This window comes from Nostoc sp. FACHB-152 (assembly GCF_014697475.1).
Classification (GTDB): Bacteria; Cyanobacteriota; Cyanobacteriia; order Cyanobacteriales; family Nostocaceae; genus Nostoc_B.
The window spans coordinates 26,214-38,536 of sequence record NZ_JACJRV010000029.1 but is presented as its reverse complement, the minus strand read 5'-3'; the positions used below and the strand labels follow the sequence as shown (position 1 = coordinate 38,536).

At 39.1% G+C, this 12,323-nt stretch carries 8 protein-coding genes; 5 read left to right on the top strand and 3 right to left on the bottom strand.

Annotated features, from left to right (window positions below):
• Positions 1-6 precede the first annotated feature (6 nt).
• Together H6G76_RS19385 and H6G76_RS19380 are read right to left on the bottom strand one after the other, a co-directional pair.
• Positions 7-519 carry a phage tail protein gene (locus tag H6G76_RS19385; protein WP_190704109.1) on the bottom strand — a complete coding sequence of 171 codons (513 nt, stop codon included), beginning with the start codon at positions 517-519 and terminating at the stop codon, positions 7-9.
• Positions 520-521: 2 nt separating this feature from the next.
• The gene (locus H6G76_RS19380; RefSeq protein WP_190704106.1) at positions 522-755 is read right to left on the bottom strand and encodes a hypothetical protein; all 234 of its coding nucleotides are present in this window, start codon (positions 753-755) and stop codon (positions 522-524) included.
• A 190-nt stretch (positions 756-945) separates the two neighbouring features.
• On the opposite strand from H6G76_RS19380, the gene H6G76_RS19375 reads away from it, so the two are divergent.
• The gene (locus H6G76_RS19375) at positions 946-2,172 is read left to right on the top strand and encodes a DUF4157 domain-containing protein (protein WP_190704104.1); all 1,227 of its coding nucleotides are present in this window, start codon (positions 946-948) and stop codon (positions 2,170-2,172) included.
• A 176-nt stretch (positions 2,173-2,348) separates the two neighbouring features.
• On the opposite strand, the gene H6G76_RS19370 is transcribed toward H6G76_RS19375, so the two are convergent.
• Positions 2,349-2,948 carry a Uma2 family endonuclease gene (locus tag H6G76_RS19370; RefSeq protein ID WP_190704101.1) on the bottom strand — a complete coding sequence of 200 codons (600 nt, stop codon included), beginning with the start codon at positions 2,946-2,948 and terminating at the stop codon, positions 2,349-2,351.
• Positions 2,949-3,150: 202 nt separating this feature from the next.
• On the opposite strand from H6G76_RS19370, the gene H6G76_RS19365 reads away from it, so the two are divergent.
• The 4 genes from H6G76_RS19365 to H6G76_RS19350 all read left to right on the top strand — a co-directional run bounded on the left by H6G76_RS19365 (position 3,151) and on the right by H6G76_RS19350 (position 12,313).
• Positions 3,151-8,334, top strand: coding sequence for a DUF4157 domain-containing protein (locus H6G76_RS19365; RefSeq protein WP_190704098.1), 5,184 nt, complete (start codon positions 3,151-3,153; stop codon positions 8,332-8,334).
• Between the two features lie 39 nt (positions 8,335-8,373).
• Positions 8,374-9,057 (top strand): SMI1/KNR4 family protein, encoded by a 684-nt coding sequence (locus H6G76_RS19360; RefSeq protein ID WP_190704095.1) that lies wholly within the window; start codon positions 8,374-8,376, stop codon positions 9,055-9,057.
• A 51-nt stretch (positions 9,058-9,108) separates the two neighbouring features.
• Positions 9,109-10,239, top strand: coding sequence for a YbjN domain-containing protein (locus H6G76_RS19355; RefSeq protein WP_190704093.1), 1,131 nt, complete (start codon positions 9,109-9,111; stop codon positions 10,237-10,239).
• A 955-nt stretch (positions 10,240-11,194) separates the two neighbouring features.
• On the top strand, positions 11,195-12,313 hold the full coding sequence (locus H6G76_RS19350) for a sensor histidine kinase KdpD (protein WP_190704090.1): 1,119 nt from the start codon (positions 11,195-11,197) through the stop codon (positions 12,311-12,313).
• Positions 12,314-12,323 lie beyond the last annotated feature (10 nt).

Below are 12,323 nucleotides of genomic sequence, written 5' to 3'. Positions count from 1 at the left end.
TTATACCTAATGCGATGAGAAAAATCCCGTTGACATACGTGATGTAGGATTACCGCCACCTTTATCTTTGCCTACTTCCAAACCTTCATAAGCTAAAGTTAATTCTTCAATAGCAACTGCATTACCATCAGCTTGCAGTCCAGGAGTTTTCCAGGCTATGGGAATAGCACCAATCAAAGTCCAACTCATCATGGTTTCTCCGGCTTGATTGAATACTAAAATATTCACATTACGCCGAGTTGATTTTTTAGTAAAAACTGAACTAATCCATTTCCAAAAACCTTGGTTATCTGTGATTCCACGTTTTAGAGTTACGTCAGCAAATTCTGTTTGACCTAAATAAATTCTCTGCTGGTCGTTGACTCCACCTTCGTAAAATACATTTTTTTTAATTTGGACGCTTAAGCCAGAACACTCCGTAAAAGATGCAGCGATCGCTTTGTCTATTTCTACATAAAATCTATTAGTAGTGACGTAGTTTAATTCATGAGTCACGTTACCGTTATTGTTTCCAGCCATAGCTACCACCTTTGATGACCATAGTTAACTCTTTCTCGCTGGATACGCATATCTTCTAGTAAAAGTTGATATACGCGTTCAGTTAGCTGATTTAATAGCAACGAATCATTAAGATATTTATCGGCTGTTTTCCCTACTCCTTTTGCATTGGATGCAAACGCCGAACCTGCATAACCAGCCGTACCGCCGATATCACTACTGGGTGTGAAAAACTTTTCCTTTCCAGTTGAGTCCATAAACTAAAACTCAAAATTAGTCCTCAGATCCAGGCTAAACGGACTGCATGAGAATCAAAATTAGCCAAAAGTCGAACTTGATTTTTGCTGTCTTAGACTTTTAGCGAATAGTGTGATGATGATGATTGCTGTATTCTTATCTTTATACTGGCAAAAATAGTATTCACTGCTGAATTATTAGGAGCATAATATGAGAGAACGTATAGCTCAACGGAAAAAAACTACTTCCTCTGTCTCCATACCGACTCTCAAACAACCAACACGCGGCTTTGGTTTAGAGTCGTTGAACGCTTCACCGCCAGCAGTGACAGAGGTACAACCCATGAATAAGCCTCTGGGTCACGATATTAGCCGTATTGCACTGCATCATCCACAAGCAAAACTGACAATTGGCCAGCCTGGAGATTTTTACGAACAACAAGCTGATAGTGTAGCGCGGCAGGTAATGCAGAGAATAGCGCAGTCTGGAAATCGCCAGTCTATTCAACGTCAACAAGCACCAGAGGAAGAAGAATTGCAAATGAAGCCTCTGGAGATTAACACGTTGCAACGTCAGCAAGCACCAGAGGAAGAAGAAGAATTGCAGATGAAATCTTTGGACTCTAGCATACTGCAACGTCAAGAAGTGCCGCAGGAAGAAGAAGAATTGCAGATGAAGCCTCTGGTACAGCGTCAAGGTGGAGGTGCAATGGCGGCTACATCTGATTTAGAAACCTCGATTAATCAAGCTAGGGGCGGTGGTCATCTGCTAGGGAACGATATCAGAGAACCGATGGAACAGGCGTTTGGGGCTGATTTTAGTGGGGTGAAGGTTCACACAGATACTCAATCTGACCAGTTGAATAAATCAATTCAGGCGCGGGCTTTCACGACAGGGCAAGATGTGTTCTTTCGGCAGGGGGAATATAATCCAGGGAGTCGCGGGGGTCAGGAGTTGTTGGCGCATGAGTTGACCCACGTTGTGCAGCAGAATGGGGGGGCGGTGCAGCAATCGCTCTTTAGAGCAAGCTTGGGTAAAACCTTACGAAAATCGGGTGCAGCCAGCGTTATCTCTGATTTGTTTAGACAGCAACATATGGGTAACTTTAAAAAGGCGCAAGATATTGCACAAGAACGGGCTGGCACAATTCCAGGCGCATGTCATGTAATTTCAATAGACGAATTGAGCAGTATTCGCAGCGAAATAAATAATCGAGAAACTAATGGCTACCATGCAGTTGCAGCCAATAGAGTTGTCAATCCGTCAACAGGCAACAACCAGTTCTTAACCGACAATTCTTATAAGATTTTTGAGTTCAGTTACGACGGGAAGAACAGAGTTAAAAAGGGAAAAACCATAAACAATCATTTTTATTATGATGCTATACCGAACGGTGCAGGTGGTTTTATCCTGCACCATTTCGATGGGATTGCGTGAGCAAAGAAGAGTGCGATCGCTTGCTCTTTGTATGATGGAGAGAGTTAGCCACCCATAAAAATCGATGCGACGATAGATTTCAGCCACAGTACGATCGCCTGCTCTTGTAAGGTGCGTTAACGAAGTATAGTGCGATCGCCTGCTTTTTGTATGATTATTAAGAGAGTTATCCACCCTTAAAAATCGATGCGACGATAGATTTCAGCCAGAGGAATTTCTATATTTAAACTGTGCAGAATGATCGCTTGCTGGATATCAGAGTAAACTTGCCATGACCAGCGATCGCTACTTTGATGATCCTGGTTATAATATTGCTCAATGTAAGGTTCAGTTTGACTCACCAGCAGATATTCACAAAAGCTGGCAATAGAACGATATTTTCTGAACTTTTCGCCTCGGTCATAGGCTTCAGTAGAGGGCGATAGAACTTCGACAATCAGTAATGGATTGAGAATTTCATCATTGCGTTCTCCGTTGAACTCTGGTTTACCATTCACAACCATCAAATCGGTATAAGTACCACACTGGTATTTAGGAATCCAAACACGCAAGTCGCTGTTATACAATCGAAAATCGGTATCTCTCAGCAAAAACCCCAGGTAAATTAATAAGTTACTAGAGATGGCACTGTGGGCTTCTGAACCTCCCGACATAGTAATAATCTCTCCATTGCGGTATTCGTGGCGTTCTGGGTTAGTTTCCTCCATTGCCCGATACTCGTCTAAGGTGAGGTGAGTTGTTATCACATCTGGGGGACTAGTTTGAGCAAAGACCACAATCAGACCTCTTGAACAATTACCTCTAAAATTATTATCGGCAACAGGAGTAAGAATTGCTAGTTGAATGCGATCGCCTGGATGATTTGTGTGCGATGACTATAATTTAGACTTTAGGAGAATTGCGTTGTGAGAGCGATCGCCGTAACCTAATTGTTTATACTGGCAAAATATCTACTGCTTGGGCATCGGGAGAATCATCATGAGAGAACACCTAGGCCAGGGGAAGAAAACCACCACTGTCTCTATACCCACTCTCAAACAACCGACGCGCGGGTTCGGTTTAGAGTCGCCTGAAGCTTCACCCCAAACAGTTACCGAAACCGAACTCCTCGACAAGCCTCCAGGCCACGACATCAGTAAAATTTCCCTGCGTCCCCAAGCCAAACTCTCAATTAGCCAGCCAGGAGATTTTTACGAACAGCAAGCGGATAACATAGCACAGCAGGTAATGCGAAGAATTGCCCAACCTGCACGCCAGTATGTGCAACCTCAGCAAATGCCAGAGGAAGAGGACAAATTGCAAATGAAACCTCTGGCTAATTCCATCACGCCTGTGATGCAACGACAGCAAGCACCACAGGAAGAGGAAGAAGAACAATTACAAATGAAATCGCTGGCTAGTTCTTCTACTTCCTGGCTGCAACGCCAACAAGCACCACAGGAAGAAGAATTACAAATGAAGCCGATGGTGCAGCGTCGTCCTAGTGGGGCTGAAAAAACTGCCGCATCCGATTTAGAAACTTCTATTCAACAGTCCCGTGGTAGTGGACAGCCGCTTGCAGATGATATCAAGCAACCAATGGAGCAAGCATTTGGGGCTGATTTCGGCGGTGTACGTATTCATACTAGTGCCAAGTCTGATAGTTTAAATAAATCTATACAAGCTCGTGCATTTACTACAGGTCAAGATATTTTCTTCCGCCAAGGCGAATATTCACCAGGAAGTAATTCAGGTAAGGAATTACTCGCCCATGAGTTAACCCACGTCATCCAGCAGAATAGCAGTTCATTACAGCCAAAATCGCTGCACATAGCACCAAAAGAAAACAAAGTTCAAACAAAATATATTGCTGAATCTGGGCAAGCCATCCAAATGCGGGAGAGTCCGCAAAAGCCAACTGAGGGCAATACTGAACAAAAAACAGACGAAGTAAAAGTAAAAACTGATACGGAAGAAGGGAAACAACAAAATCAAAATCCGACACAAAAGCAGCAAACTGCTTCTCCACCACCAGCAGATGAGGGAAATGCCGGAACAGATCCACCCCCGACAAAAAAAGATGATGCAACAGTAGCATCTTCTCAAACCAAATCTGCAACTAAGAAACAGGCTGAGGAGCATCCACAAAAACAGCCAGAGCCAAAAGATGATACATCTGGGAAACAGGCTCCGAAAAATCAAGAAAATAAGCAAGTATCAAAAGAGACTAATAATCAGGAAGTCGCTCCCCAGGCACAAGATAAAGATAAACCTGAATTACCAAAGGCTGCGACAGGATTACCGGGAGTCAAAGCAAATCAAGCGGCAGGTAATTTACCTGCGTCAAATGTAGCTAGTAACACTGGTACTATACCTGAAACAGCAGTAGGTGGTGAAGCGATCGCTGATAATGGTGAAAAGGCTCCGGCTTCCCCTGAAGAAGACCCAGCATTTCAAGGGGTAGTCAACACAACTAAAGAAGTTGCACACCAGGAGAAAAAACACGCACCTGCTGATAAGAAAGCAGGGGAAGCCCAAGCAGCAGCAGAACCTCCGGGAAATGAAGTAGATAGTAAGGCGCAAGCTAATCAAGTTGGTGAAATGGGACAGGCGGAAACTCCCGCATTTGATGCAGCCGCTTTTAAAGCCAAATTGATGCAGCGAATTGCTGACATGGCTCCCAAGACATTAGAAGATGCTGACAATTTTAAAAATAATAACCAACTTGACTCAGTTAAAGGTGAGTTGAGTGGTCAAGTGAAAGAAGAGCAGAAAGCTACTCAAGAACCACTAGAAGAGAAGACCAAAGAAAAACCAGATACTAGCGGTATTGAAGCGAAACAAGTCACGCCATTGCCAAACACTGAGCCAGGTACACCGCCATCAGGTGTAGGTGCAGAGCAAGCCGCACCTAAATCTAAAGGGCAAGGTGAAGTGGAAGCACCTCTGCAAGTCGATAGTCAACACCTTGAGCAGCAGATGAGTCAGGCGGATGTTTCCGAGGAACAGTTAGCAAAATCCAATGAACCGCAGTTCCAAGAAGCACTGGCGGTCAAGAAGGATGCCCAAACCAATGCAGTAGAAGCACCACCTAAATATCGTCAGCAAGAACAAGCTATCCTCGCAACGGCTCAAGCTACGGCGGAAACTACAGCTAAACAGCATCTAGATGCAATGCACAATACCCGTAATCAAAATTTGGGTCAGGTAGCAGATCATCAGGTGGGAGCCAAAGGTAAGGATGAGCAAGCACGGGCCAAAGTTGCAGGTGATATTAACAAGATTTATGAGAAAACTAAAGTCAAAGTTGAGAAAACCCTCAGTGAATTAGACGGTCAAGTTATCCAAGCCTTTGATAGTGGTGCTGCTGAAGCGAAGAAGGCCTTTGAGGATTACGTCGGCAAGCGGATGGATGATTATAAGAGCGATCGCTACAGTGGCATTTTGGGGCCAGCAAAATGGCTGGGAGACAAATTATTCGGTATGCCCTCAGAGGTGAACGCTTTCTATGAAGAAGGTCGCAATCTTTACATCAAACAGATGGATGGTGTAATCAACAATGTTGTCGCCATTATCAGTAAAGGTCTGACCCAAGCCAAAGCGGAAATCGCCTCTGGTAAGCAGGAAATTCAAAATTACGTCAACAAACTACCCCAAGACCTGAAAGGAGTTGGTCAACAAGCAGCCGCAGACATCGAGAGTAAATTTGCCGAATTACAGCAGACTGTTGACAGCAAGCAAGATGAGCTAATTGATACCCTAGCCCAGAAGTATAAAGAAAACCTGGATGCTGTGGATGCCCGCATTGAAGAGATGAAGGCGGCAAATAAAGGTTTGGTGCAGAAAGCCTTAGATTTCATCGTCGGCGTGATTAAGACGATCATCGAACTGACAAAAATGCTGCTTCAAGTACTAGCACGGGTTGCTGGTGTCGTTGGGCAAATCCTCAAAGACCCGATTGGTTTCTTGAGTAACTTGATTCAGGCAGTGAAGCAAGGCTTCCTCAACTTTATGAAGAATATTGGGAAGCATCTCCAGGCAGGTTTAATCGGCTGGCTGACTGGGACTATGGCAGCAAGTGGACTTCAAATCCCAGAAAATCTTGACATCAAAGGTATTTTTAGCCTAGCAATGCAGCTTTTGGGCTTTACCTATGAAGTAATTCGCGCCCAAGCCGTGAAACGATTGGGTGAGAAGAAAGTTAGCCGGATGGAACAAAGTGTTGAGGTATTTAGAGTCTTAGCTAGTCAAGGAATAGCTGGGATGTGGCAGTTTGTGCAAGACAGAATTGGCGACCTCAATACCTTGGTGATTGAACCTATCAAGAACTTCGTCATTGAAAAAGTAATTACAGCAGGGATTGAGTGGATTCTGAGCCTGTTAACCCCAGCGTCAGCATTCATCAAAGCTGCGAAGGCGATTTATGAGATTGTCAAATTCTTCATTGAACGCGCAGCGCAGATTGCTGATCTAATTAATGCCATACTGGATGCAATTGGGGCGATCGCATCTGGTTCTATTGACCAAGCAATCAAAGGTGTGGAAAATGCCCTAGCTAAATCTTTACCTGTAGTCATCAGTTTCCTAGCTAGCCTGTTAGGCTTGGGTGGTATTGCTGGTAAGATTCAAGCTATCTTCCAGAAACTGCGGAAACCAATGGAGAAAGCAGTTGATTGGATCATTGATAAGGGCGCGAAGGCGTTTAAGAAAATTGGTAACAAGTTCAACAATAGCAAGGTAGGTAATAAATTCAACGCTGCTAAAGATGCGCCTAAGGAGAAATATAAAGCTGGTAAGCAGTGGGTTGAGGATAAGAAAGAAGCTGGTCAGAAATGGGTTAATGATAAAAAGCAAGCTGCCGAGCAGTGGGTTAGTGATAAGAAACAAAGTGTCAAGAATAAATTTAATAAAAGCAAGCTAGGACAGAAGTTTGAATCAGCAAAAGCTTGGGGTAGTAAGAAGAAACAAGCCGCTAAAAAATGGGTTGAAGATAAGAAAAAAGCCTTAAAAGACAAGTATAACAAGACTGTAAATAAAGGTAAGGAAAAATTAGCAGCAATAATAGAATGGTGGAAAGTTAAGAAGAATTTCAAAGCCCAAGATGGTGAAAAGCACACTATATTTTTTAAAGGTAAAGCAGAAAATGCCAAATTATGCGTGGCATCAGAGCCAATTGAAATAAGCAATTTCTTAAATAAGAAAAAGAAAGAAATCAAGAAAATTACTGATGTTAAGTCGCAAAAAGAGCAGAATAAATATATACAAGAAGCAGAACAACTAAATACTCAAATAGAAAAGCAAAAAGATGCTTTAATAAAATCTAATAAAGGAAAACCAGCAAGTAAAAAATCAAAATCATACGATGAAAATAAAAAATTATATGGCGATTTAACTCAAAATATAAATACAATGGCTGGAATTGTGAAGAACTTATTTATTCCTAATGCTCAAGAATTTCCACCAGCTATTATGCCGCCATTTTCAGATAATGTAAAAGCTAAGAGTATCAAAGCTGAATTTATCAGTAAGGGCAGTTTTCCGCCAGGGCAAGACTCTAATCAACATAGCGGTAATTTAGCAGGCTGGGATGCTCTTCAGGCACAAGGTATGACTAAAAATGCCGCTTGGGTAAAAATGCACTTGTTGACAGAGCAGCTAGGTGGAATGGCAACTGATTCTAATTTGACACCTGCTAAAACTCAAACAAATAGCAAATTTTACAGAACTGCCGAGAAATCAGCAATAAATGCAGTAAACCAAGGAAAAATGATCTGGTATAAAGTTGATATTGCTTACCACAGTTCTCCTAATGAAGATTATATAAGTTACGTAAAAGCAACTTGGGGCGAGTATCAAGTCAACCAAGCAAACAAGTGGGAAGCACAACCAGCCTCTTCTGAAAAGTTTGAAGAAGCTCCTCAACCACCTGATTTTACTCAAACTACCGTAATTGAATTAAATTCTTCAGATGGTCGTGTACAGATAGAAAATATAATTGGTGTAAGACAATCGTTTGCTAGAAAAGTTGTCTATGTAAGAGAGGCAGATGGAAAATTTAAAAATTTAGTAGATTTTAATTTGAAAATGAATGCTAGAAAAACTAAAAGAGATGCTAATAAATTTGATGAAGATATGAATAAAATTAAGGACGCTCACAATAATAAAAAAATAAAATTTAGCTAAAGTAATTGATTAAAATTGTAAAAGCAAGGAGTAAAGTTAATGAATGCCTATCGAGAAAGATTTTTAGGTATGTTTAAAGAAATAAAAGCTTGCTCAAAAATTGATATTACTGCGATAAAGGATGAAATTCCTAAAGTTAGTCAAGATGAAATAAATGATCAATTTACGAAAATAGAAAATTTTTTAGGATATAAATTAGATGAGAAGCTAAAAGATTGCTTATTTATAACTGATGAGATTTCTTTATCATGGGGTTATGAGTTAGAAGAAAATGAATATGAGAATGGAGGAGAATTTAGGTTAAGTAACCTTTATCATATTATTAGCAGTAATCAAGCTGAATTATGGTATGAAGAAATGGAAGATCAAGAAAAGGAGTTTTATAAAAAATTAGTTCCTTTTGATGATCATCCCAATACTGGTGATGGAGTTATGAGCGTTTTTAAAATGGAAAATGGAGAAGCTTCTCCAGAAGTTTGGCTTTATGATAGCAATGGTATGTGCCATAAAATGCTTTTAGATTATCCTAGTTATTTGGAAAAAACCTTAGAAACAAAAGGTTTTTACGGCTGGCAGTATTTATTTTGTGAAGTTGATTTATCAGATTACTACTTCGCTACAGCACGAAACCAATTAGAAAAAATGTTAAATATACTACCTAAATTATTTCCAAATAATGACTATAAAGAATATTTTGATAGATTTGCGAATGTAAACAAATAAAATAACTAAAGTATGAATAATTAAAAATAAAAATACTAAATATTATAGCTAATGCAAGGAAAGCTTGAAATTTATCAAATAAATAGCAAATTAACTTTTTTGTATAAAATATCCCTGCCTATAATAATTCATGCGATCGCCCTATCTATAACCAAACAAAACAACGAACTTATCGACTGTCGCCTCACGTTTAAAGTAAACTCACAAGTCTACAATCGTATAGAAACTGAAGAATTATTTAGTCTCAAACCAGATATCCGCAATTTTGAGTCAGTAAAATTTATCCCTGAAACTGAAATTACTATAGAAACCAGCCTTAAACCAGATTTATTACCACTCTTAGCAGAACACGCCACCAATGCTGAAGAACCTGCAAATTACATTCTCAAATTAAGCCAAGAAGAACCAGACCATATACTACTATCTACCGAAAGTTGGTTAGCTTTATCTGTCAAACAGCAAAAGGAATCAGGGGAAGTCGGCTACCGCACTCTTTGGTCGTATATCAGTCCAGCAAATCTTACGCAAGCAGCAAATTCTGGTGAAGAAATTGCCCAGGGAATTATTAATTTTTTTCAAGATTGGAGTGAGGCTAATCTATCTGCGAAAACTAAAAAATCTGCTACCAGAATGCTGGAAGGAATTGATAAGTTTTTAACAGAATTAAATAATATTAATCCAGAGGAAATTAGCCAGCAATTAGAGGCAAATCTACCACCTGATTCTACAGATGGCAATATTTATGAAGAAATGATTAATTTCTTCACATCTAATGAGTGGCCGTTTGTGCAACTTCCAGGACAGTCAGCTTTACAAATAGGTTTTCAAGGTGAGAATGGCAAGTGGAATTGTTACGCTAGAGCTAGAGAGGAACAACAACAATTTGTTTTTTACTCAATTTGTCCAGTCAACGCACCAGTAGAAAAGCGACTGGCTGTAGCAGAGTTTATCACGAGAGCTAATGCTGGTATGATGGTTGGCAACTTTGAGCTAGATTTTAGCGATGGCGAGATTAGCTACAAAACCAGTATTGATGTAGAAGGTGACAGACTCACCACCGCACTTATCCAACGGTTGGTTTACGCCAATGTGATGATGATGGATGAGTATTTGCCGGGGATTTTGTCTGTTATCTATGGTAATGTATCGCCAGAGGAAGCGATCGCCCAAATTGAACCTTAGGCTATCAATCTAGATTTTTTGAATATTACTACTCCAGGAGATGAAGCGATCGCGCTATAAATAATCACCAACTATTTAAGATTTTATTAAGATTAAAAATATTTAATTGGAAAAATATTTCATCAAATTTAACTATTGTTCATATAAATTTAATTTTATTTTTAATAATTTACACTTTTGAGTTTTATAACAATTACTGAATAAATTATAACTTACATATAAAAGTCTAATAGCAAGCAGCTTTTGAGTCTATTCTTTATTGGCTGCTATGATTAGCATTGTATATTTTCTTATAATCTTCAGTTTTCAGCAATTAATACTGTTGTGTTTATAACTAGTCATCAGTATACTTACAATAGTAATTGTACCTGCTTACTGGAAAGCTCAAAATCAATATAGGAAACTTATTTGATTTTTGAAAAGATTCAGTAACTTGAAACTTACCTTCTTACTGTTGTGTAATCTCTGCCTACGCACTTACTTCTGCAATCAACAAAGTTCTCTATATTTTCAATTGAATAAAAAATGAAATTATTTTTTTAGAATAAATTTATTCTATCTCATGAGAAATTGCTAATAGCCGTAGTGTATTTAATTGGTAGCTATTAACTAGTAATTTTTAGCCATACCAAAACTAATGACTGCAATCAGTAGATTAGCGCAAATTTGGTTAGTGGTGACGACTTAGATAACTGTCAGCAAGAGGTAGGTATTCAATTTACTTTTATTGGCGTAATCTCGTGTAATTATGTCAATTGATTTAGCGTATAGGAACCCGGTTTGATTACCAGATACACCTGAGTAGATAGAGAAAAAACAGTAAAGAAGGTAACTAGCTATATACTGATTTTTGTCAAAAATCAAATACCATCTCTACATATTTAGGTGTTGACTTGTACTATTGGGCAGTAGAAGTAGGTCAGTAATTTTTGGGTATGTAAAGGTTAACCAAGCTATGAACAGGGAAAATCTTCTACCAAAAGAAAAAAATGATATTCATGGTTTAAAACAATCAAATATTCAATCCTTTTGCGAATTACAGTCTGAGCAACTAACGAATTGCTATCCAATACTGGTGGCTCGGATTTTCTACTATGATTGTTTTGCTAAGAAACATCAAGAAGTACTTAAATATGCAGAAAACCAATCACCATTATCATTCAGGGCTTTAACATATTTACGCTCAGAATCATGGTTAGTAGATTTTTATCCTGTTGGGCAAATATATGAGATTCCTTTAAAGGATTTGGATTTATTTTCATATATTTGTTTCACTGGATATAGGAATCAAAAACCAGAATATATTCAAATATTGGCAGCGCAACCCCTCGCCAAAAATGTACAGGAGTACATCAAAAAATCTGCGATGCTTCTGAGCAACTATGCAGAGATATATTTAGACTATGCTAGGCAAAAATCAGAAATTAGGCTGCTAGAACAAGTACTGCATCGAGTTGGACACCAATTGCGGAGCCATCTATCTTTAATAGGGTTGTATGCAAATAATTTATGCTTCAGCTTAAAAGAAAGTCAAGAGTATGAACAAGCCACAATTATTCGTGAAAGTATTCAAGATATAGATACTAATCTTACAGAACTGATTAATTGTGGTCAAGCTGAAAAATTAAGAGTGGCTCCACAAGACTTACGAAATTTAGTAGGTGAAAGTATCAAAACACTACAACCTTTACTTAATCAAAAGCAAATTAAAATCTCAATTCCTGAAACTTCGACGACGTTGTTAATAGACTCATTGCAAATTAAACAAGTCTTTAACAATATATTTAGTAATGCTGTATACTTTAGCCCTGAATTTAGCACGATTAGCTGTAGTTGGCAGATTTTTCAAACTGAAGTGCTAATTAAAATTTCCGACCAAGGTCAAGGGCTGTCACCAGAAGATATGCAGAAAATATTTACCCCTTTTTATACTCGTCGTTCGGGAGGTACAGGGTTAGGTTTAACTATTGCTAAGAAGATTATTTTAGACCATCACGGAAACTTATGGGCGCAAAGTGTATTAGAAGGTGGAGCGCAATTTAACATAATTTTGCCTCGAACCAAAAATATTTAGGAGTGTCAAA

Bases quoted from the DNA above. Each gene is read 5' to 3' on its own strand.
- H6G76_RS19385 (WP_190704109.1), bottom strand. From the start codon at position 519: ATGGCTGGAAACAATAACGGTAACGTGACTCATGAATTAAACTACGTC.
- H6G76_RS19375 (WP_190704104.1), top strand. From the start codon at position 946: ATGAGAGAACGTATAGCTCAACGGAAAAAAACTACTTCCTCTGTCTCC.
- H6G76_RS19380 (WP_190704106.1), bottom strand. From the start codon at position 755: ATGGACTCAACTGGAAAGGAAAAGTTTTTCACACCCAGTAGTGATATC.
- H6G76_RS19360 (WP_190704095.1), top strand. From the start codon at position 8,374: ATGAATGCCTATCGAGAAAGATTTTTAGGTATGTTTAAAGAAATAAAA.
- H6G76_RS19350 (WP_190704090.1), top strand. From the start codon at position 11,195: ATGAACAGGGAAAATCTTCTACCAAAAGAAAAAAATGATATTCATGGT.
- H6G76_RS19365 (WP_190704098.1), top strand. From the start codon at position 3,151: ATGAGAGAACACCTAGGCCAGGGGAAGAAAACCACCACTGTCTCTATA.
- H6G76_RS19355 (WP_190704093.1), top strand. From the start codon at position 9,109: ATGCAAGGAAAGCTTGAAATTTATCAAATAAATAGCAAATTAACTTTT.